This is a genomic window from Lysinibacillus sp. NPDC095746 (genome assembly GCF_044763535.1).
Taxonomy (GTDB): Bacteria; Bacillota; Bacilli; order Bacillales_A; family Planococcaceae; genus Lysinibacillus.
On record NZ_JBIWGL010000009.1, the window covers coordinates 36,281 to 56,517 of the forward strand.

Annotated in this window: 23 protein-coding genes; 13 read left to right on the forward strand and 10 right to left on the reverse strand. The window is 34.7% G+C overall.

Going from position 1 to position 20,237, the window contains the following annotated elements; genetic code table 11:
• Window positions 1-306: 306 nt before the first annotated feature.
• Entirely contained in the window at window positions 307-1,131 is an 825-nt protein-coding gene (locus ACIQ7N_RS08735; protein ID WP_402931423.1) for a methyl-accepting chemotaxis protein, read from the reverse strand.
• Between the two features lie 472 nt (window positions 1,132-1,603).
• On the opposite strand from ACIQ7N_RS08735, the gene ACIQ7N_RS08740 reads away from it, so the two are divergent.
• Both ACIQ7N_RS08740 and ACIQ7N_RS08745 read left to right on the forward strand, forming a co-directional pair.
• The gene (locus tag ACIQ7N_RS08740; RefSeq protein WP_402931424.1) at window positions 1,604-3,118 is read left to right on the forward strand and encodes a DEAD/DEAH box helicase; all 1,515 of its coding nucleotides are present in this window, start codon (window positions 1,604-1,606) and stop codon (window positions 3,116-3,118) included.
• Between the two features lie 17 nt (window positions 3,119-3,135).
• Window positions 3,136-3,915: a YqhG family protein gene (locus tag ACIQ7N_RS08745; protein ID WP_402931425.1), complete on the forward strand. Its 780-nt coding sequence runs from the start codon at window positions 3,136-3,138 to the stop codon at window positions 3,913-3,915.
• 39 nt (window positions 3,916-3,954) lie between these two features.
• Here ACIQ7N_RS08745 and ACIQ7N_RS08750 read toward each other — a convergent pair whose 3' ends face one another.
• Together ACIQ7N_RS08750 and ACIQ7N_RS08755 are read right to left on the reverse strand one after the other, a co-directional pair.
• Window positions 3,955-4,275 (reverse strand): ArsR/SmtB family transcription factor, encoded by a 321-nt coding sequence (locus ACIQ7N_RS08750; protein ID WP_132363771.1) that lies wholly within the window; start codon window positions 4,273-4,275, stop codon window positions 3,955-3,957.
• Entirely contained in the window at window positions 4,272-4,697 is a 426-nt protein-coding gene (locus ACIQ7N_RS08755; protein ID WP_323656728.1) for an SRPBCC family protein, read from the reverse strand. Before ACIQ7N_RS08755 ends, ACIQ7N_RS08750 begins: the two co-directional genes overlap by 4 nt.
• Window positions 4,698-4,870: 173 nt before the next feature.
• On the opposite strand from ACIQ7N_RS08755, the gene ACIQ7N_RS08760 reads away from it, so the two are divergent.
• The 3 genes from ACIQ7N_RS08760 (at window position 4,871) to ACIQ7N_RS08770 (ending at window position 6,280) form a co-directional block, all read left to right on the forward strand.
• Entirely contained in the window at window positions 4,871-5,509 is a 639-nt protein-coding gene (locus ACIQ7N_RS08760) for a LysE family translocator (protein WP_132363767.1), read from the forward strand.
• Window positions 5,510-5,744: 235 nt separating this feature from the next.
• Window positions 5,745-5,915 (forward strand): NINE protein, encoded by a 171-nt coding sequence (locus ACIQ7N_RS08765; RefSeq protein WP_402931426.1) that lies wholly within the window; start codon window positions 5,745-5,747, stop codon window positions 5,913-5,915.
• Window positions 5,916-6,058: 143 nt separating this feature from the next.
• Complete coding sequence (locus tag ACIQ7N_RS08770; protein WP_402931428.1) at window positions 6,059-6,280, forward strand: TM2 domain-containing protein; 222 nt, start codon at window positions 6,059-6,061, stop codon at window positions 6,278-6,280.
• Between the two features lie 235 nt (window positions 6,281-6,515).
• Here the strand turns inward: ACIQ7N_RS08770 and ACIQ7N_RS08775 are convergent, their stop codons facing one another.
• Window positions 6,516-7,829, reverse strand: a complete 1,314-nt coding sequence (locus ACIQ7N_RS08775; RefSeq protein ID WP_402931429.1) for a short-chain fatty acid transporter — start codon at window positions 7,827-7,829, stop codon at window positions 6,516-6,518.
• A gap of 296 nt (window positions 7,830-8,125) precedes the next feature.
• On the opposite strand from ACIQ7N_RS08775, the gene ACIQ7N_RS08780 reads away from it, so the two are divergent.
• From ACIQ7N_RS08780 to ACIQ7N_RS08795, 4 genes are all read left to right on the forward strand, one after another.
• Window positions 8,126-9,004 (forward strand): LysR family transcriptional regulator, encoded by an 879-nt coding sequence (locus ACIQ7N_RS08780; RefSeq protein WP_248718687.1) that lies wholly within the window; start codon window positions 8,126-8,128, stop codon window positions 9,002-9,004.
• Between the two features lie 107 nt (window positions 9,005-9,111).
• Window positions 9,112-9,819 (forward strand): CoA transferase subunit A, encoded by a 708-nt coding sequence (locus ACIQ7N_RS08785; RefSeq protein ID WP_132363759.1) that lies wholly within the window; start codon window positions 9,112-9,114, stop codon window positions 9,817-9,819.
• Complete coding sequence (locus ACIQ7N_RS08790) at window positions 9,819-10,460, forward strand: 3-oxoacid CoA-transferase subunit B (RefSeq protein WP_402931430.1); 642 nt, start codon at window positions 9,819-9,821, stop codon at window positions 10,458-10,460. Before ACIQ7N_RS08785 ends, ACIQ7N_RS08790 begins: the two co-directional genes overlap by 1 nt.
• A 304-nt stretch (window positions 10,461-10,764) precedes the next feature.
• The gene (locus ACIQ7N_RS08795) at window positions 10,765-11,178 is read left to right on the forward strand and encodes a VOC family protein (protein ID WP_402931432.1); all 414 of its coding nucleotides are present in this window, start codon (window positions 10,765-10,767) and stop codon (window positions 11,176-11,178) included.
• A gap of 168 nt (window positions 11,179-11,346) precedes the next feature.
• Here ACIQ7N_RS08795 and ACIQ7N_RS08800 read toward each other — a convergent pair whose 3' ends face one another.
• Window positions 11,347-11,802, reverse strand: coding sequence for a hypothetical protein (locus ACIQ7N_RS08800; RefSeq protein WP_402931433.1), 456 nt, complete (start codon window positions 11,800-11,802; stop codon window positions 11,347-11,349).
• 304 nt (window positions 11,803-12,106) lie between these two features.
• On the reverse strand, window positions 12,107-13,237 hold the full coding sequence (locus ACIQ7N_RS08805) for a CamS family sex pheromone protein (protein WP_402931434.1): 1,131 nt from the start codon (window positions 13,235-13,237) through the stop codon (window positions 12,107-12,109).
• 557 nt (window positions 13,238-13,794) lie between these two features.
• Between ACIQ7N_RS08805 and ACIQ7N_RS08810 the strand changes: the two genes are divergently transcribed.
• The 3 genes from ACIQ7N_RS08810 to ACIQ7N_RS08820 all read left to right on the forward strand — a co-directional run bounded on the left by ACIQ7N_RS08810 (window position 13,795) and on the right by ACIQ7N_RS08820 (window position 15,966).
• On the forward strand, window positions 13,795-14,163 hold the full coding sequence (locus ACIQ7N_RS08810; RefSeq protein WP_402931436.1) for a hypothetical protein: 369 nt from the start codon (window positions 13,795-13,797) through the stop codon (window positions 14,161-14,163).
• 32 nt (window positions 14,164-14,195) lie between these two features.
• Window positions 14,196-14,366, forward strand: coding sequence for a tetratricopeptide repeat protein (locus tag ACIQ7N_RS08815; RefSeq protein WP_402931510.1), 171 nt, complete (start codon window positions 14,196-14,198; stop codon window positions 14,364-14,366).
• A 421-nt stretch (window positions 14,367-14,787) separates the two neighbouring features.
• A complete protein-coding gene (locus tag ACIQ7N_RS08820) occupies window positions 14,788-15,966 on the forward strand; it encodes a NupC/NupG family nucleoside CNT transporter (protein ID WP_132363748.1) in 1,179 nt (392 codons plus the stop codon).
• Between the two features lie 208 nt (window positions 15,967-16,174).
• On the opposite strand, the gene ACIQ7N_RS08825 is transcribed toward ACIQ7N_RS08820, so the two are convergent.
• The gene (locus ACIQ7N_RS08825; protein ID WP_274067771.1) at window positions 16,175-16,423 is read right to left on the reverse strand and encodes a DUF3923 family protein; all 249 of its coding nucleotides are present in this window, start codon (window positions 16,421-16,423) and stop codon (window positions 16,175-16,177) included.
• Window positions 16,424-16,992: 569 nt separating this feature from the next.
• Window positions 16,993-17,214, reverse strand: coding sequence for a TM2 domain-containing protein (locus tag ACIQ7N_RS08830; protein WP_132363744.1), 222 nt, complete (start codon window positions 17,212-17,214; stop codon window positions 16,993-16,995).
• Between the two features lie 891 nt (window positions 17,215-18,105).
• On the opposite strand from ACIQ7N_RS08830, the gene ACIQ7N_RS08835 reads away from it, so the two are divergent.
• Window positions 18,106-18,471: a winged helix-turn-helix transcriptional regulator gene (locus ACIQ7N_RS08835; RefSeq protein ID WP_402931438.1), complete on the forward strand. Its 366-nt coding sequence runs from the start codon at window positions 18,106-18,108 to the stop codon at window positions 18,469-18,471.
• Window positions 18,472-18,537: 66 nt separating this feature from the next.
• Here ACIQ7N_RS08835 and ACIQ7N_RS08840 read toward each other — a convergent pair whose 3' ends face one another.
• Entirely contained in the window at window positions 18,538-19,065 is a 528-nt protein-coding gene (locus ACIQ7N_RS08840; RefSeq protein WP_402931439.1) for an NAD(P)H-dependent oxidoreductase, read from the reverse strand.
• Between the two features lie 607 nt (window positions 19,066-19,672).
• Entirely contained in the window at window positions 19,673-20,149 is a 477-nt protein-coding gene (locus tag ACIQ7N_RS08845; protein ID WP_402931440.1) for a GNAT family N-acetyltransferase, read from the reverse strand.
• Window positions 20,150-20,237 lie beyond the last annotated feature (88 nt).

The window sequence follows — 20,237 nt, forward strand, 5'->3', positions numbered from 1 at the left end:
GCGGATGTTTTCTGTGCGAAAGCGAAGCGGCAGCAACAAATGTTTTCTGTGCGAAAGCGAAGCGGCAGCAACAAATGTTTTCTGTGCGAAAGCGAAGCGGCAGCAACAAAGCGCCCAGTCGGAACGGAAATCAACCACACGTTTTGGAGATGATCCTCATACAATATATTTTGTAAATTTTCGTCATTTATTTTGTTGTTTCGGTAATTATTTCGCACAGTGCCTAAAAGAAAAAATCCGGGCAGACTTATGTGGTTCTAGATTGACCACAGAAAGATAGCCGGATTTTTCCGTTAATATATTCCTTTATTTCATTACGTTAGACATAAAACCCTTCATTTCCATACTAAGCGTATTAAGCTCATCAATGATTTCACTAAAGTCCTGAACAAGTTGTGCCTGTTCGTTTGTGGCACCATTTATTTGAGTCATGTTTTGCTTTAAATTTTCAAGATTATGATTGATGCTTCGAAGTGAGGTTTCAATGTTATCGGTAGCAGTAGTTGTTTCAGTAGACAGCTTGCGAACTTCTTGTGCAACTATATTAAAACCGGCACCATGTTGACCTGCACGTGCTGCCTCAATTGATGCATTTAATCCGAGTAAATTGGTTTGACGAGAAATATTTTTTATCAAATCCGTAATACCATTTGTTTTTTCAGCATCCTCTAAAGCAAATTGTGTCTGCTTATTAATTTCCTCACTAGTTGCAGCTAGCTCCTCCGAATGAGAGGCGATTGTATGTACTTTATCCTGTAGATTTTGGATAATATCATTCATAGTAACAATATATTTCTCCATTTGTAGAGAATGATCAATAGGTATTCCAAAGGCTAGCGCGCCTACGATTTGCCCATTTTCACGAACAGGAAAAGAAAATGCGTTAAAATCTATGCCGTAAACCTCTTTTGGGACAGGTGCATCAGTACTTTTCCCTTTAAGTGGGAGATGTAAAATTGCATCATCTGGGTGAATTTTTTGTCCATTTTTATACCTCGCATCTAATCGTTTCCCAGGTAAATAAGTAATAATGTTCTCACTCTCTTTATCTACTAACGCTATCATGGCCTCACCTTTCATAGCTAAATGAATATAAGGTATTGACATTGATAATGCTTCAAGAATATACATAGTAACCTCCTCGGTATATGTAAGCCGTCTAGTTTTTTTAAAAATTTATTTTTCGGAAAAGTAATAACTTCTTTAATTGTATGAAAAAAAGAAGTAAATAAAAAGACTATCTTAATACCATTATCCTTTTAAATTGTACGAAATTAAGGCAATATATTATGAATTTGCTTAAAAAGGATTGTTTTGCGTAGTACTTTTGTGCAAAACGTGGGGTTGATTTCCGTTCATGCTGTCGCTTCACTGCTGGGTCTCATCTGTGTTCGCTACTACTTCGCCAAGCATATATCTTCAGCAATGTTTTCCTATGCGAAAGCGATTGACTCCCTTTTGAAATGCATAAAATTGATAAAAGTTCTATGCTTTGTTGATTGAACTGATGGAAAAACTCATAAGAAGTTTTTCTTTCACAAAAGTTTAACATAGCTTTTTCTTTTTTGGACAACCTAAACTTTAGAAATAATGGTATGAGGTGATGATCATGAAAATAGAAAGGTCGTCCGAATGGGAAGAAGGCTTTATCAATAAACTGAATGAACATGGAAAATGGGATAGTTGGACATTGTACAAGATGAATTATGACATTGTGAAAATGAAGCTAATTCCTGATTTCACAGGTTTACAGGCAACGAAGTATTTACCAAATTTAAAGCCGCTTAAGCATCAGTTGGAAGCAGCACAGACAGTCATTGAACGTATGAATGGTAAAGCGATTTTAGCTGACGAAGTAGGTCTAGGTAAAACGATTGAAGCAGGTTTAGTTTTAAAGGAATATTTGATTCGTGGCCTCGTTAAAAAAGCATTAATATTAGCGCCAGCATCTCTTGTTAATCAGTGGGTTGAAGAATTAAATATAAAGTTTCACATTCCGGCAGTAGCTTATAAGAAAAATGTTCAGATTGAGCGCCATGATGTCCTTATTATGAGTATGGATACGGCAAAGAAGAGTCCTCACAAAGAGCGAATTTATGAGCAGGGTTACGACATGATAATTATCGACGAGGCTCATAAATTAAAAAATCATAAAACACAAATTTATGAATTCGTCCAAAGCTTAAAGAAAAAGTTCTGTTTATTATTAACGGCTACACCGATTCAAAACGATGTCTTTGAATTATTTTATCTTATTTCCTTACTTAAGCCTGGTCATCTTGGCAATTATGATACATTTCAAGCTGCATTTTCGGCAAGTAAGCATGATTTAGAGCATGATGATTTTTTAAAGGAATTAGTGAATCAGGTGATGGTGAGGAATAGGAGAGAAGACACGGGTATTGAATGGACAAATCGCCGTGTTCAAATTATTCCGATCGAATTCACGAAGGAAGAAGAGGAAGTTTATAATCTGCTTGGAACGCTTCAAAATACAGGCTCATTTTCAATGATTACATTGCAAAAGGAAATGTGTAGTAGCAAGGAAGCAACAGGTTTAACATTAACTAAAATGCTTGAAGACAATGCGCAGCCACAAGAAATTGAAGGAATACTAGCAAAATTAATGGCTTTAGAAGTGAATTCAAAGGCGAAAAAGACCCTTGAAATAGTCGAACAGGCCAAAGACAAAGTAATTATATTTACAGAGTATAGAGCTACGCAAATTTACTTACAATGGTATTTACATTCCAACGGTATAACGAGTGTCCTATTCAACGGTAAATATAATAAAAGTAAACGTGATTATATGAAGCATCTTTTTAAGGAAAGGGCACAGGTTCTAATCGCAACAGAGGCAGGCGGCGAAGGGATTAACCTTCAATTTTGTCATCATGTCATTAACTATGATCTGCCCTGGAATCCTATGAAGCTAGAGCAACGAATAGGGCGCGTCCATCGATTAGGGCAAGAGCATGATGTCCATATTTATAATCTGGCTATTGTCAATACCATCGAAGAGAACATATTAGCATTACTTCATACGAAAATTGATGTGTTCGAAAAGGTAGTAGGCGATTTAGATGCGATTCTATCTAACTTTAAAGAATCTGTATAGTGTAAGGGAGAAGGACCATGTATCCACAGCAAGTTCATAGTTATTTACGCCAATTTTTTAATGAAACTGATTGCCCTATATTAGGAGAAGATCAGCATTATCTTACTGTACAATTAACGGTTGATATTGATAAAAAAATAATGAATCGCCCTTTTTATTGGCAATACGTAGAAGCTACAAATAGTGAGGCAAATCCAGCTCAAGTAACTTTCATTACAAATCAAACAGCATCAGCAGGGAACCTTTATGGAGAAGCTATTCATTTTGGTTCTCCAAGAATGAACCAGCTTTTTCAAGCAACAAGGGAGCTAGGAGCTTATGTTCAGCTTTTTGAAAAGGTGGATAATGAAATAGGGCAAGTTATCCTAACTCCTTGGCTAGGTGTCAACTTTAAAGTGTCGTATTGCTGCGATCGAACGAAAGAAACACTTTATTCATTTGGCATAAACTTGCTAACAGGGATCATAAAAGAGGATTTTCAAGAGACGATATGTACATCTGAATTTGACACTGTCCCAGCAGACAATGCTTTTCATGTTCAATATATTATTAAGCCTCTTAGAGCACTCGAAAGATTACATGCTACTATTGAAAAGATTATTGAACGGGATGACCATTCATGGGCTAAGGAAGCAAAAAAACGATGGCAGCATGATCAACGTGTACTTGATTATTTTTATGAGGAAGAAGAAGAGAAGCCAGAATGCTATGACATCGAAAAGAAGGCATTAGAGGAACAATACGATACTAAAATTAAAATAGAAATTATTAATGGTGGTTTATTTTATCTTTATTAAACGAGGAGCTGTCTAATAGTAGGGACAGCTCCTTTACATTTAATTTTCTTCAAAAATACTTTGTAATTGTGCCAATTTATTATCCCAAAATAAATCAAAGTACTGAAGCCAGTCTTCAATTTCTTTTAGTTTTTCGGCATGTAATGTGTATATTTTTTCTCGTCCCTTTTTCTGAGCAGACACTAGCTCAGCTTGCTCTAAAATTTTCAAATGCTTTACAACAGCAGTTCTGCTTATAGAAAAATTCTCAGAAATAAGTGAGATCGGTTTATCACTTGCGGCAAGTAGCTGTAGGACATGACGTCTTGTTGGATCAGCGATTGCTTGAAAAACATCATACTTTACAGCAAGTTGTGTCATTGTGATTCCACAACTTCTTTTAATTTTTTGCCAATAAGCATTGTCCAGCCGCCCTCCATTGTTGTACGAATGGCTTCAGCAGGCATGTTGGCTTTAGGAATGATATGTGAAGCTTCTTTCCAGCCACCATGTGTTAATGTGAATTCAGTTTGCTCACCAATTTCTTTCAGTTCAAAAGTGACAAACCATCCATCTGTATCCCATGCAAAACGAACGAAATGTGGAGCATCTACTTGTTCTACTCGACATGGTGAAGGACCAAATGGTGATTGTATTGTAAACTCATGACCTTCAACAGGCTTAAAATCATTTGGCATAAGCCAAGAAGCAATCTTTTCAGCATCCGTAACTGTTTCCCATACTTTTTCAATCGGTGCATTGAGTGTAACTGTTTTAACAATATTCTCTAGTTTTTCTGTCATTAAAATGAACTCCTTCGTAAAAATATAACCTTAAGGTGTTATGAATATATAACACCTTAAGGTTATATGTCAATTATAAATACATTGGATAAATTTTCACTGTGTCTTTTTGTGAATCCTTATTTATGTTAAAATTATTTTTATAATTTTCTGACTAAGTGGGGGGCGTTAAAGTGGTGAACATATCTGTGTTTTTATTAATGTGCATTTTATTAATTATTTTGCCTGGTCCGGATACCGCCATTGCAACAAAAAATACACTTACCGTAAGCAGAAAGGGGGGCTTACAGACTTTACTCGGTTCGTGCTGTGGATTATTGATCCATACTTTTGCAGCGGTTATTGGACTTTCCGCGATTATTGTAAAGTCAGCATATGTATTTACCATTTTAAAATACGTCGGCGCGGTTTATTTATGCTATTTAGGTATTAAAACTTTATGGGCATTACGATTAATACGTACACAGTCTCCAGTTGTACAAGACGAAACCCAAATTGAACATAAATATTCAGAGCAATCATGCTTTAAACAAGGCTTCTTAACGAACGTTACAAACCCAAAGGTGGCTGTATTTTTTCTAACATTTTTACCTCAGTTTGTAGATGGCAAAAGCGGTACATTTATGCCATTTCTTATAATGGGGCTTATTTATACTGCATTAACAGGATTTTGGTTTGTGTTTTATGTTTACTTGTTGGATAAAATTAGCGCATTTATGAAAAAGCCAACGACGAAAACGGTTATCGAAGGATTGACAGGTGCAGTACTAATTGGTTTTGGCATTAAGCTAGCATTCGAGAAAGCCCACTAATGTTAAATACACTAAACTAATAAGAGGATATTATGTTCAATATAAGAGCATATATCCTCTTCTTTTATATATTAGATTTGTTAATTAGGAGGCGTAGTGAGGTCTTTAGACCGAAAGGGTGAAGTGCTATGAGGGAACAAGAAGTTCTCATGAGAAACCCCCTCCATTCTTATGTATAACTAATGCGATTGAAAAATGGATTACACATCAGATAGAAGTTATATAGTAACTAACGATGTTGCTTTGCTTCTTTCTAGGTTATTTCGGAGTTCACCACTTCTATGCTGGAAAGATAATAATGATTATAACTTTAGATTGCTTGGATATCTGGGCATTAATCAAATTGTTTATGATTGTTTTATCGGCAAAATCACATATGATCTACATAATAAACAGCAATGCATAAGGGGCTGATCAACTATGATTAAAAGGCACTTTTTTAGCCATAAAAGATAGATTAAGGTGTTGAGAAAAACGTAAAAGAATGGTAGACTTTTGGATGGAAATTGAGTAAATTCTTTACATAATAAAAGAAAGGAGATTGATAAAATGCAACAACAAGCTTCGGAAAAAAACTATATAGCAATGATTTTACTATGTTTCTTTTTAGGCAGTCTAGGAATACATCGCTTCTACGCAGGTAAAATTGGTACTGGTATTTTAATGATTATAACTTTGGGTGGACTAGGTATCTGGACATTGATTGATTTTATTATGATTATTATTGGCAAATTCAAAGATCAAGAAGGACTGGAAATAAAACCTTCTTAACAATAATGAATAAGGCGTTGGTTAACTGCGGTTACCTAGCGCTTTTTTTAATGGAGAACATTGAATGTCCTAGCCAGTTAATCGATACCCAAAGCAATTAGGAAGACGAGTTAATTGGTGTAACATTACCACTTAACAGCATCTTGAACTAACGAGTGCGAGTCGATTACGCTCGGAGGGGAAATAAAAAACTTCACGGATAAACATTCCGTGAAGTTTAAAACTCTATATTTAGTTAGAAGAAAAGGAAGCCGATGCTAATAATAATGCCTGTAAAGATTAAAACGAATAAACAGAAGCCCATTATATCCCTAGCTTTTAAGCCAGCGATTGCAAGGGCTGGTAGTGCCCAGAACGGTTGAATCATATTCGTCCAAGCATCACCCCACGCGATTGCCATAGCAGTTTTAGCGTAGTCTGCACCTAATGTAGTTGCAGCGTCTAACATAATAGGAGCTTGTACTGCCCATTGTCCACCGCCTGATGGTACAAAGAAGTTAACAAGTCCTGCTGAGAAAAATGTAAACAAATAAAATGTATGTTCATTGGAAATATGAACAAACCATTGTGAGAATACGGCAGCTAAACCAGAAGCGGTCATCATGCCCATAATCCCTGCATAAAACGGGAATTGAAAAACGATGCCTGTTGTCGTTTTAATGGCATCTTGTGCAGCAGCAAGGAAACGCTGTGGTGTCCCGTGGAAAATGATCCCTAATACAATAAAAATCGTATTAATCACATTTAAATCAAGAACAAAGCCTTTCGTCATAAAATGATGTACTAAATAAATAAGTCCGATAATAGCTATTAAAATCGTTAAAATATAACTACGTTCAGAGCGGCTGGCAAAGTTGTTTTCGGGCTTAGGTAACTCAGTTTTTTCTTCAACTAATAAAGCAGGGGTAACTACAACCGTATCTTCTTCCTTTGGCATCATCCAACGATTAAACAACGGTAAGGTGAAGATGATAACGATGACTATAAATAAGTTATATGTTGAAAAAAGTGTAACATTTGTTGGTATGATCCCCATAATGTCAGCGAACTTATGACCTTCAGTTGCTATGGATAACGGAATTGAGCCAGCTAATCCCCCATGCCAAATTACAAAGCCTGAGTAGGCACTAGCAATTAATAAGCGATAATCTACCTTTTTAACGTGACGAGCAATTTCCTTTGCAAAAAGGGCACCAATGACAAGTCCGAATCCCCAGTTAATCCAGCAAGCTAATAGTGATACGAATGTAATAATGATAATTGCCATACCTGGTGTTTTTATTTTACTTGCAATGGCTGCTAATCCCTTTTTAAATACTGGGCTATTCGCCAAAATGTGACCTGCAGCCAAGACAATCACCATTTGCATTGTAAACTCTAATAGTTTCCAAAAACCATCTCCCCAATAAATCACCATATCGAGCGGAGGAGAATCTGTTAATGTAACCCCTAATAATAACGTCAATACGGTGAGTATAGTGACAAATATATATGGATCAGGTAAATATTTTTCCATAATAGCATTTGAAATTCTCGTTAACGTTTTCATGTTAGAATTCCCCCTTCCTTTTCGTCCATCCCTTACTGCTAATTGTACATAGAAATACGAATTAAGAAAGATAAAATTGGTATTAAGTACAATAAAACTAGCGTAATGTAGAAATAAAGTCGCTGTTGTTATTGCTGAATTAAATACTATTGAAATCATAACAAAGCCTTAGCGCTATTGTTTTGATCTACTTATTTTTAAGAAGAAGGATTGCTAGAATATGAGGAGAATTTATTACTTCATAGGGGTTTTGGGAATATTTTTTATAACAAATTAGAATAAATGGGGGTATGTATATGGAGTTGCGAGATTTACAAGCATTTATGACTGTCGTTGAACATGGGAGCTTTACAAAGGCAGCAAATGAATCCTTTGTATCACAACCTTCATTAAGTAAAAGCATTAGAAAGTTGGAGAATGCGCTTCATGTAGAGTTATTAAACCGATCTACACGCAATATAGAGTTAACAGACGCTGGTAGCATCGTCTATAAACAAGGACAAAAAATAATACGTTCTGTACACGATTTACATATATTATTGGATGATTTATCGAACATCGAAACAGGTACGATTAAATTAGGGATACCACCATTAATTGGCACACTATTTTTCCCTGAAATCGCGCGGAAGTTTCATAAGCAATATCCAAAGGTGCATTTAGAGCTCGTGGAACGTGGAGCTAAAATGATCGGAACATTAGTAGAAAATGGCGATGTTGATATGGGGATTGTTGTCATACCTGCAGACGAAAGGAAATTTACTATCCAATCATTTGTGGAGGACCAATTTTTTGTCTTTATTAATGAGTCCCATCCATTGGCTCAGCAAGATCATATTCTATTACAAGATTTAAAAAATGAATCATTCATTATTTTCACAGAGGAATTCACATTGCATGATTATGTTATTAAATCATGTAAAAGCGCAGGGTTTACACCAATAATCGGTTATAAAAGCTCGCAATGGGATTTAATAGTGGAACTAGTTTCCTCGAATTTAGGGGTGACACTTTTACCATATTCAATAGCCGCAAAACATACGAATAAAAATGTCAAAATTATTCCGTTACTTCATTTTGATATGCCATGGCGTTTAGGTGTTATTACGAAGAAGAATACATATCAATCTTTTGCCTTAAAGCAGTTACTCAATACAATACGTTCTGAAAATTGATTTATGCACTTTTAGAATAAATAATATTCTATTTTATTCCTTTACTTATAAAATAGTATTAAGGTAGAATTTTTCTTAATAACTGAGCAATTTTAGGGGGTTTAGATATGGGGAAGGGGAAAGTATGGAATTCGTTTGAGGAAGCCGTCGCTGATATTAAAGATGGGGATACATTAGCTGTAGGGGGCTTTGGGCTATGTGGTATCCCTGAAAAATCAATTGCGGCACTAGTCCAAAGGGGAACGCAGGACTTAACAGTTGTAAGCAATAACTGCGGTGTGGATGATTGGGGTTTAGGGCTTTTATTGGCAAATAAACAAATCAAAAAAATGATTGCATCCTATGTAGGTGAAAATAAAATTTTTGAACAGCAGTTTTTAAGCGGGGAGCTTGAAGTAGAATTGACACCACAAGGTACGTTGGCAGAACGTATGCGAGCTGGCGGAGCTGGAATTCCGGGCTTTTACACAGCTACTGGTGTTGGAACACCTATTGCTGAGGGAAAAGATGTAAAGGTTTTTGATGGCAAGGAATATATTTTAGAAAAAGGAATTGTTGCAGATTTTGCCCTTGTCAAAGCATGGAAGGCAGACAAGCTAGGAAATTTAGTTTTCAGAAAAACATCGCGTAACTTTAATCCTCTAGCTGCCATGGCAGGAAAAATTACGATTGCAGAAGTAGAGGAAATTGTTGAAGTAGGAGAGTTAGATCCGGATCATATTCATACTCCGGGAGTGTTCGTGCAACGCGTTTTACTAGGTGGCAATTATGAGAAGCGTATCGAGCGTTTGACGGTGAAAAAGGGGGATGTGTGATGGCTGATACAAGACAAAAAATCGTAAATAGAGCGGTAAAAGAAATACAAAACGGCATGAACGTCAATTTAGGTATTGGTATCCCAACGCTAGTGGCCAATGCAATTCCGTCTGATTATGACGTTCTTTTACAATCGGAAAATGGTCTTCTTGGTATTGGTCCATATCCAGTAGAAGACGCAGTCGATCCTGATTTAATTAATGCAGGTAAAGAAACGGTAACAGCTGTTCCTGGCGCTTCCTTCTTCGATAGCGCCGAATCATTTGCCATGATTCGTGGCGGTCATATTGATCTTGCTATTTTAGGTGGCATGGAAGTATCGGAAACGGGTGACCTTGCGAACTGGATGATCCCAGGGAAAATGGTAAAAGGCATGGGGGGTGCCATGGACCTTGTAGTCGGGGCAAAAAGAGTAGTCGTTGTAATGGAGCATGTCAATAAAAACGGTGAGTCAAAAATAAAAAAACAATGTGAGCTACCGTTAACAGGAAAGGGCGTTGTGCATAGATTAATTACAGATATGGCTGTTTTTGATTTTACAGATGAAGGGATGCAGCTTATAGAATTAGCAGAGGGTGTTACTTTAGAGGAAGTAAAAAAGAAGACAGCTGCTTCCTTTACTGTCGCCATAACAGTATAAAGTGAAATTAATCAGTGGGCATTTTCTTCAACCCGACTGATTATTAGTCTTCTCCAATCGGGCGTTTCCGGGCAGTTAACCTCTCATAACTAGTTTGCTTCCTTAATGCCGGGGAAAGTGATTGAATGTAACCAGTTCTTTCATAGGGCTGGTTTTTTAGTAGGAGAGTCAATCATTTCAGCAATATTACCTCTTCGCGAGTATTTCTGAAGAGCGTGAAGGTTGAAGGTTATTTTTCAGACTATTGGCGGTTCTCTAGCTCTATTTTTCAATTATACAATGATTGAAAAGGAGAAAAATAACTATGAGACAACAATGGTCAGGTGAATTACAGGTAGCACAGGTACGCGTTGCACGGCCAACTGATAAATTAAAGGAAATTGAAGAATTTTATTGTGAAGGCGTAGGGTTAGAAAAAATCGGCTCTTTTTCAGGACATCGAGGCTACACCGGTATCATGATTGGTCTTCCGAATGCTAGCTATCATTTAGAGTTTATAGAGCATATTGAAGGAAGTCCTTGCCCAGCACCAACAACGGAGAATTTGCTCGTATTATATATTCCAAATCGTTCAACCATACAGCTTATTGCTGAACGGTTATTGCAAATGGGTTACCCTGAGGTAGAGCCAGAAAATCCATATTGGGCCGAAAAAGGTATCACAATTGAAGATCCCGATGGCTGGCGTCTCGTATTGATGAACACAGAGGGTATTTAAAACTGTATGAGCCTACGTGTAGATACCCTGTGTGGTATATGAATGCGGCATGTGATATCGAAAAGATGGAAAAGGGCATCCTGTAAAAATTTTTTCTGAAGCAATAAGTAAATAGTAAAAAGATACCCCTTTGTTATACACAGAGGGGTATCTTGGTGTTAGAATATTCTATTGTCCTAAAGAAGCATCTTGGTGATAATGAGTAGCAATGGATTCGATATTTAACTGAGTATAGTTTGCCCAATTAGTCTTTTTAAAATCTTCTTCACTAAAGTAAATATTTAAAAGCTCAGTCATAGATTTGCCCCCGTTAGATCCTGTTAATGGGGCATACCAACTAATAGCTGGCGTTTTAACATTTTGAAGCTTAGATAGCTCTGCAAATATTTTAGTGGAATCCTTCAGCATTTGATTTTTCATCCCTTTTTTCACATCATTGTCCTGTATAGAGATTGAAACGATACCATCCTTTTCTTCAACCGTGAATTTGTTTTTAACGATAGCTCCTACTATATCTTCAACGGAAGTATTTTTATCGACTGCAACCTCCTTAGGAGCGGTATTTTTCCCGCAAGCGGATAATAGTAGTGTAGTTAGTAAAAACAAATAAAATAATTTCTTCAATGTAATAACCTCCCTTGTTACTACCATATATGCGCAAAATGGAGGTGAATTATACAAAAAGAAGGAAGGTAATAAAAAAACCAAATTATGTTCCTACAAAATAGCTTCGGGAATCGGCTTTGGCTCAGGCTTGCAGAAGTTTTTGCGCAAAAGCGTAGTGCTAATATTGTAGCAACAAGAAGTTCACCCAGTCATTGTGGCTGTCGCTTCGCTTTCGCACAGAAAAATTGCCACAGGATGTGGCATTTTTAGACTGAGTTCTCTATTTCAGCGGATTTTTGTACACCCGTTGAAAGAGATTAAATTATAATGGAGCTGCATAAATCTGTTTTTCAATTGGATCCCAGAGGACAATCCCGATATCTTGATTTTGATCTATAATACGAATAGAAATAGGAATGTAATCGAACAAAGTAGTATTCAATTTGGTACTAATTAACTGTAGAAGACCTATCAATTCAGTATCATTTATTAAAGGCGCATTAACTTCTATATTTAACTCGGTTAAATTCCCGTTTTCATATCGAAGTTTACCAACTATTTTAGGATTTATATGTTTAAAGCCTTCTTGGATATCTTCTTTGAAACTTAATAATTTACTATAAGTATCTTTGTCTAAACTATAAAGTGCATCTGAAGGGAATGTATAATTTTTTATATCTATCCCAGCCCATTTATCTATTTTATCCTCGCCTTCAGGAATAAATGTTTGAGCTAAAAATCTTCCTGGAATTATATCGTTTTTATTGGATTCTTGATATAAGGTTAAATAAATAGGTACGTTGGGTATTTTATTATTATTTCTTATATTTTTTATTATAGTTCCGGCTATTTCCTTACCGTATTTTTCTACGTCATTAACCTTATCTTCGTTCGTATCGACTTTAACTTGATCTGTATAAGTTAAGCCTTTATCATCATGTACTCTAATGTCATAAAATTCATTTAAGGATATGGCTAATGACATTCCTTCTACTTTTCCACTTTCTTTGTTAACGAAATTTTGTTCTAAGACATGAGATAATATTTTAGGATTACTTTTCTCATCCTCTAAAACATCTCCAGTACTTTTTTTAATAGGTGGGTTTAATCCAAAACCTTCTTTTGATTTTCTATCTAACCATTTATTTATAATTTTACTATCTAAATATTGACCTTCCTGCATATAAAACTTCTTTGTAGGAAAGTAATTGACTGATAAATCCATTAATCCTATTTCAATTTCACTGACATTTAATGAATTGTTCATATTACTAAGTATCAACCCTCTTGAAACATTAGATTTTGCGGGTTGTTTAATTTCATATATTTCCTTTTGTTGTATTGAGGATACATACATTTTCTCATCCTTTTTACCAACTGGATCATCATCACTACAAGAAGCTAAAAGAAGTAGTGGTGATATAAAAAACAACATACTCTTCTTTATTGTCATTTAAAATACTCCTTACTGATTCTTATGTAATCGCGTTTCGAAAGTTACGCTAATTTCAGTTTGGCTAATCTAAAACTGAAATTGTTCTGTTAAAGCTTAAAAGTATTCCTATAAAAATGAATTAAACTATAACGTTGCCGCCTCGCTGCGCTGCAGAGTCTCGTCTGTGACACAAACCCCAAAAAGTGCCTATTCTATAACTTTTGGTAACGAAACTTTATATTTGGATCATCACCAAAACGTGTGGTTGATTTCCGTTCCGACTGGGCGCTTTCCTGGGGGCGTCCGATGAGCCGCTTCGCTGCGCTGCAGGGTCTCATCTGTGACGCTGATCCCCGAGGAGTCGCCCAGTCTCCACTCCAATCAACTTTTTACATAGTAAACGTTTAAACAAAAGTCATCCATAACTTTTGGTGATGAACCTTATATTTACATTTTAAGTTTGATTCTGGTAAAAGTATATGATAAAAAAATTGATATTTATTTCGCCGTTATAAAATCAAAATTCGCCCTACGTCACTGCTTTAATTTTTTAATAAATTGGAGGTATTGATAAAATGAAGTTTCCAGAGTTTAAAAACTGTCTTTTGACAATAAATGAAATAATTTATTTTGATAGCAACGAGTATCTTCGCGAAAAAACTTCTAACCCTTGTAGATTAAAAGAAATAATAGATATTGCTGAAAATTTACTAGCGAATATTTCGAATAAAGATGAGAAATATTTTTTAATGGGGACGCTGGGGAACTTATATAGAATTTACGGGGAACCACAAAAAGCTGTTAACATTTTAACTGAATGCGTTACTATTGCTAGCAATCAGCATAACAGCAATCGAGAAACCGTGTCATTAATACGTCTTGGAGAGGCAATAAAATATAACGGTAATCCAATGAAAGCATTAGGGATCTTCAAGAAGTTTTAGATAAATGTAAGGCAAAAAATAATTTGTTATATTTGGACTTCGCCATACAGCATAAAGGTAAGTGTTTGTTAGAATTAGGGGAAATTGCTGAGGCAGAAAAATGCTTTAAAGAAGCATTAAAGTTAAGAGGAAATAAAGGTGATGTATCGCTTATTGAATCTACTCAACAAGCATTAACATTTATAAAGAAATTGAAATGCTAATGAATAATTATCAAAAATTTCTATAGGTGATGGGTAGTTTAATGGTCGCTTAGGTTATTGAATATTAGTATTTTCGTGTTTAAGGACAGCTATAGATTCTTATAAGTACATTAAAATCAGTAAAATTTGAATAAAGATTACAAAAATTTGTAGCATCCAGAGACTATCATATATATGATGGTCTTTTTTTATGTAAGCGTATACACTTTTCGCGAGTTTTTTTCTTTTAACTATTGAATTGCTAGTGAAAACAATGTATAGTGAAGTGATTTGTCTGACGTCTGACTAACTACATATTTTCAGTTATAAGATCTATAGCTGTTATTCAAGTTTCAATAATGGAACATAATGAGTGAAAGAAGGATTTGTAGTTTCGGATATCGATCGCAAAAAAAATTTCAATATATTTATGGAGGAACGCATGAGATACTTAATATCCTTTTGTGGATTGTTACTTGTTTTTGGTTTAGCTCTGTTAATGAGTAAAAACAAAAAAGAAATAAAATATAAAAACATAATTATTATGCTAATCATCCAATTTGTATTTGCAGCTATACTGCTAAATACAAAGGTTGGTTATGTTCTAATCAAAGGATTTACAAAAGTATTTGATCATTTATTGGCTTACGCAAGTACGGGCATAACTTTTGTTTTTGGTGGTTTAGCGAATGAAGGAGAGTATTCCTTCTTCCTAAATGTGTTATTACCTATTGTTTTTATATCTGTATTGATAGGGATCTTACAGCATTTCAAAATTCTTCCTCTCATCATGAAAGGGATAGGTTTCCTTTTAAGTAAAGTAAGTGGTATGGGGAAATTGGAATCTTATAATGCTGTTGCTTCTGCAATGGTAGGTCAATCTGAAGTATTCATTACTGTTAAAAAACAATTAGATAAGATCAGTCCACAGCGAATGTATACATTATGCGCATCAGCAATGTCGACTGTTTCTATGTCAGTTGTTGGAGCATATATGACGATGATTGAACCAAAATATGTTGTAACGGCGATTGTCTTGAACTTGTTTGGCGGTTTTATAATTGTTTCAATCATTAATCCGTATACAGTAGAAGCAAGCGAAGATATTTTAAAGATAGATGAACAAAAACAATCGTTCTTCCAAATGCTTGGAGAATATATTATGGATGGATTTAAAGTAGCTATCATTGTTGGCGCTATGCTGATCGGTTTCGTAGCATTAATGGATTTAATCAATTCACTATTTGATATGATTTTCGGTATATCCTTCCAAGATATTTTAGGTTATATCTTTGCACCAATTGCTTTCCTAATGGGTATCCCTTGGGCAGATGCTATTACTGCTGGAGGAATTATGGCAACAAAATTAGTAACGAATGAATTTGTTGCAATGATTAGCCTTGGAGAAGTAGCTAAGTCTATGAGTGCTCATACATTGGCTATTATTTCAGTCTTTCTTGTATCCTTTGCAAACTTTTCATCTATCGGTATTATTGCCGGAGCAGTAAAAGGTTTGAATGAAAAGCAAGGGAATGTAGTTGCTCGTTTTGGCTTAAAGTTGTTGTATGGAGCTACACTTGTTAGTATTTTAACGGCTACAATTGTTGGTTTCGTTATTTAATTTAGAAAAAAGAAGCAGCTGACTGCACTCTAACTACTGGAGTGCAGTTTTTTTATGATCAAAATACGTGATTTTTGCACTTCATAGATGGCTAAGGGTACAGTCTAATTAAAGAGTAGAAGGGGAGTTACACAGGCACTTTTACATTTGTACAAATTAAAAAAGCCACTTTATTAAAGTGACTTAGAAAACGACAAGCCGACCTTGATTAAGATAGCCTTTTTGTTTTTGTGGAAGTATTGGTTGTACCTTTTCGAACAAAATGAATAAAGATGAGTAGCATTAGTTGAAATAGTACAACAAATAAAAATAAAATACCCAAAATAATAAATGAGACCATTCTAACTTCCGGAGTTTGAACTACCCCTGCAAAATCAACTTCTCGTAAGCCAATAAATATAGCCCCAGCAGCAAAAATGAATAGCCATACAATATTTAAAGCCCACCATATTTTCATACTCAAATATAAACACCTTCTTCTATTTGTAATTGTTTATGGTTCACTACCATAACTTGTTTAACATCTCTTTGGGCGAATGTCCAATGTGCCACTTTGGAGAAACAGAATGTGGTCACGAAGGAATCACATAGTTGGAACGAGAGCGGTTAAAAGCATTCTAAAAGCAATTCCCGACTTCTGGTGATGAATATTAATACCCCTATTAATGTATTTTAATGGTAACACTTTTCCTCTTTGCTGGAAACAAACTTTTGGCGGTGTCACTTCTCAGCCTTAAGACGGATTAAATGAACAAAACAGTACACAACCGGTATTATCCATTTCATTAGACTTTTGGGAGTAATAACGTAATATCGACATTAATAAAAACGTGGAAGTCTTAGGGGAAAAAGACGCTAATATAAGGATAAGAGGGGTTCACTAAACAAATTTAATTAAGAAAACGCTATTTAGAACTGAAGTTGCAAGGTGAAATAGATCATAGAGTGCATATCAACCCTCCCTGACAATATTGCTTTATTCAAAAAAGCGCCAGCTAACCGAAGTTAACTAACGCCTTTCTATTGTTAAGAAGGTTTTATTTCTTTTCCTTCTTTATCTTTGAATTTGCCGACAATAATCATAATTAAATCGATCAATGCCCAAATACCTAGTCCACCAAAAGTTATAATCATTAAAATACCAGTACCAATTTTACCTACGTAGAAGCGATGTATTCCTAGGCCACCTAAAAAGAAACATAGTAAAATCATTACTATATAGTTTTTTTCAGAAGTTTGTTGTTGCATTTTTATCAATCACCTTTCTTTTATGTAGTAATAATTAACTACATTTCCATTGAAGATTCTATCATTCTTTTAGGTTTTTCTCCACTTGAAATAAGTGCCAACCATAGTTAACCAGAGCGTTATTCATTGCTGTTTATTAGGTAGGTTTTATAACCTTTTTTATCATAGAAAATATTCCTATTATAGGGGGGGTAAGTGTAATAATGGATAGAAGGATCAAATGAAAAAAAAGAGGATGGGTTAGGAACTACGAAGCAATCGGTGAAATGTTAGCTAAAGCTGCAAGTATAATGACAATGCAAGGATTACTTAATGATGAATTCTAATAAAGCTTTTTCTATGAAAGAAAAACGGTAGAATATCAATTCTCCCAACAGCTTCCTCATTTTTCCCCAAAACAAAAATCTCCCATAGTTTTCACTATGAGAGAAATGCTTCAAAGCCCTGTAGCTATAGATTAAATTAAAAAGTCGCGTTTGCCGTAGTTATTATAGAAAGTTTTAAACGACTACTCCTCAAAGAAGAGTTTGCTGTGAAAATGATAAAAACCAAAGGATTTAGACCAGATTTAGAAGGTTTTTATTATATAAGTTATTTGAATCACACGATTTTTTAATGAGATATTTTATTTACTCTCTCAAAAATCTCTTCAACGAACGAAGCAGGTTAGTTAAACAATGATGTTTAACTTGTGTTCAACAATCGGGCCAGATTGTGGAAGAAAGAAGAAGTTTTTTAACAGGGGTGTTTTGTTAAAATTTTTATTCGAATTAAAGATATAACAAAATTTTATAGTGATCTTACTTTATATTCTTGTGATAAGATTGCATAGTAATTTACTATAAAGTATTCATATTGATAGGATATTCTTATTAAAAGGAGAGTAGGATTGTGAGAGAAACCTGTGTTCCGACTGGCGTAGAACTAAAAAATACTGGTTTTGGATATACGTTATCCTTAATAGGTGGTAAGTATAAAATGATTATTTTGTATTGGTTGTCTGAAAATAAGGTTATGAGGTTCAATGAGCTGAAGCGATGTATTGAGACTATTCCCTTTAAAACACTAAGTGTTATGTTAAAAGAACTTGAGGAAGATGGTCTTATTATACGCAAAGAATTTCCCCAAATACCTCCAAAAGTTGAATATTCATTATCTGAACGTGGTTGTTCACTTATTCCATTGTTAGATATGATGTGCGACTGGGGAGAGAAAAATAATTTTCAAGCACTAGAATGTAACAAAATAAGCACATAGTGTAAAAAGGAAGTACCTTCTTGTTTAGGAGGTACTTCTTATTTTAACTTTTATAAAAGTTACCCATTACATATTATCAATGAAATTTAAATAATCTTGAGTGCTTTTTTCTATTTCACTTACAGATGGCTCAAATTCTGCTCCATAAAACGCAAAGAACGAACGATAATCTGCTTCACAATAGATGGTTGTAGTCTCAAACGGACGCAACACTTGTTCAAGTGTATAATGGTATCTTCCAGCTTCACTATAATCCACGTTTTTGATCCCGGCAGATACCCCTAAAGCAACTTTACGATTCTTTAATTTATCTCCTTTTGAACCATAAGCCCATCCATAAAGGAAAACATCATCCATCCACTTTTTTAAGAGAGGAGGACAGTTGAACCAATATACAGGGAATTGGAAAACAAGGTTCCCGTGAGTTTCAATCAATTTTTGTTCTTTTTCCACATCTATGTTCTCATCAGGATATACCTTATACAATTCGTGCACAGTATATTTATCTGGATATTTTTTTAATTCTTCTACCCATCGCTTATTAACAACAGATGTTTCTAAGCTTGGGTGCGTTATGATAACAAGAGTTTTCAATGTTTTTTCCTCCTTAAGCTGATTTCATTTTTATTGTAAAGTCCAAGCTAAAAATATATAAGTACGCACTTTTATTACAGGTACTTACATAAAGGTAAGTGTTAAATCAGTCAAAAAAAATTTTTTCTATAAAGGAGGACCGGCGAACCTATTATCCACAAAGTAGAATAGCTGCATTCTCAGGTCACCATATGTAATGTGAAAAGATTGTTTACTAAGTCATTATAATTATTCAAGAAAAGGGCGCGATTCTGTAACAAGAATCAGTGCTCGTTTTCGTTGAAGGCCATTTAACGGAATAAAAGTTTTAAATAAAATTGGATATTTATTTTAATATTTAGGTGGTATTGTGAAGAATATTAAATTAACGAGGAAGGTTTGTTCAATAAGAAATCACAAAAGGAATGAGCATTTGCTGTAAAATAGATTAGTTTATTAATGTCTAATAAAAAGTAATGCAAAAAATGAGGCACATTATCCTCATTATCAAGACCTAATTAAAAAAAAGATAGGAAATTTAAAGGGTTCTACATATTAGATATGACTAATATGTAGAACCCTTTCCTTTTTTTACTAAAGCACCCGTTAGTTAAAGAAGCACCCAAAATTAAGATTCTATTTTTTTTATCATTTTAAAGTTAGTCAATTTAACGCCCTCTCGTTCAACAGTTTGTGAACAAATAGTATTGTAACCTCTATGTTCAAAAAAATGTTTAGCTGTAATACTTGCATCTGTATCGATTTTAAATAGATTTAATTTTTTCGCTTCGTCTTCTAGCTTATCAACTAAAGCCTTAGCTATACCTTGACCTTGATAATCTTTATGAATATACAGTCGATCTAGGTACCCGCTATGAGTCATATCACTAAAGCCTACTACTTTATCATTAATTTTTGCGACAAAAGATATGTTCTGACCTAATGAAATCTTCCAAGCATCTATCTTTGATTTTTTTTCTTCCTTTGGTGCCCAAGCGTCTAATTCTGTTTGTGAATAATCTTTTAAATTAACTGAATGAACTGTTTCGTAGAACAAAGAAACGATTTCTTCAATATCAGTTTCCTCAAATTTCATAATATTCATTTCCCTTATACCTCTCTACATTAAGATAAGTATATTTTATCATCAAAGTCCTTATATCACTAAACTGCATCGTTAGTTGAATAAGAAG

Coding starts and splice junctions, on each gene's coding strand:
- ACIQ7N_RS08830 (WP_132363744.1), bottom strand. CDS start 17,214: ATGCAACAACAAACTTCTGAAAAAAACTATATAGTAATGATTTTACTA.
- ACIQ7N_RS08740 (WP_402931424.1), top strand. CDS start 1,604: ATGATCATGAAAATAGAAAGGTCGTCCGAATGGGAAGAAGGCTTTATC.
- ACIQ7N_RS08795 (WP_402931432.1), top strand. CDS start 10,765: ATGAGACAACAATGGTCAGGTGAATTACAGGTAGCACAGGTACGCGTT.
- ACIQ7N_RS08735 (WP_402931423.1), bottom strand. CDS start 1,131: ATGTATATTCTTGAAGCATTATCAATGTCAATACCTTATATTCATTTA.
- ACIQ7N_RS08825 (WP_274067771.1), bottom strand. CDS start 16,423: ATGAAAATATGGTGGGCTTTAAATATTGTATGGCTATTCATTTTTGCT.
- ACIQ7N_RS08745 (WP_402931425.1), top strand. CDS start 3,136: ATGTATCCACAGCAAGTTCATAGTTATTTACGCCAATTTTTTAATGAA.
- ACIQ7N_RS08790 (WP_402931430.1), top strand. CDS start 9,819: ATGGCTGATACAAGACAAAAAATCGTAAATAGAGCGGTAAAAGAAATA.
- ACIQ7N_RS08770 (WP_402931428.1), top strand. CDS start 6,059: ATGCAACAACAAGCTTCGGAAAAAAACTATATAGCAATGATTTTACTA.
- ACIQ7N_RS08775 (WP_402931429.1), bottom strand. CDS start 7,829: ATGAAAACGTTAACGAGAATTTCAAATGCTATTATGGAAAAATATTTA.
- ACIQ7N_RS08765 (WP_402931426.1), top strand. CDS start 5,745: ATGTTGCTTTGCTTCTTTCTAGGTTATTTCGGAGTTCACCACTTCTAT.
- ACIQ7N_RS08845 (WP_402931440.1), bottom strand. CDS start 20,149: ATGAATATTATGAAATTTGAGGAAACTGATATTGAAGAAATCGTTTCT.
- ACIQ7N_RS08810 (WP_402931436.1), top strand. CDS start 13,795: ATGAAGTTTCCAGAGTTTAAAAACTGTCTTTTGACAATAAATGAAATA.
- ACIQ7N_RS08750 (WP_132363771.1), bottom strand. CDS start 4,275: ATGACACAACTTGCTGTAAAGTATGATGTTTTTCAAGCAATCGCTGAT.
- ACIQ7N_RS08780 (WP_248718687.1), top strand. CDS start 8,126: ATGGAGTTGCGAGATTTACAAGCATTTATGACTGTCGTTGAACATGGG.
- ACIQ7N_RS08785 (WP_132363759.1), top strand. CDS start 9,112: ATGGGGAAGGGGAAAGTATGGAATTCGTTTGAGGAAGCCGTCGCTGAT.
- ACIQ7N_RS08820 (WP_132363748.1), top strand. CDS start 14,788: ATGAGATACTTAATATCCTTTTGTGGATTGTTACTTGTTTTTGGTTTA.
- ACIQ7N_RS08805 (WP_402931434.1), bottom strand. CDS start 13,237: ATGACAATAAAGAAGAGTATGTTGTTTTTTATATCACCACTACTTCTT.
- ACIQ7N_RS08755 (WP_323656728.1), bottom strand. CDS start 4,697: ATGACAGAAAAACTAGAGAATATTGTTAAAACAGTTACACTCAATGCA.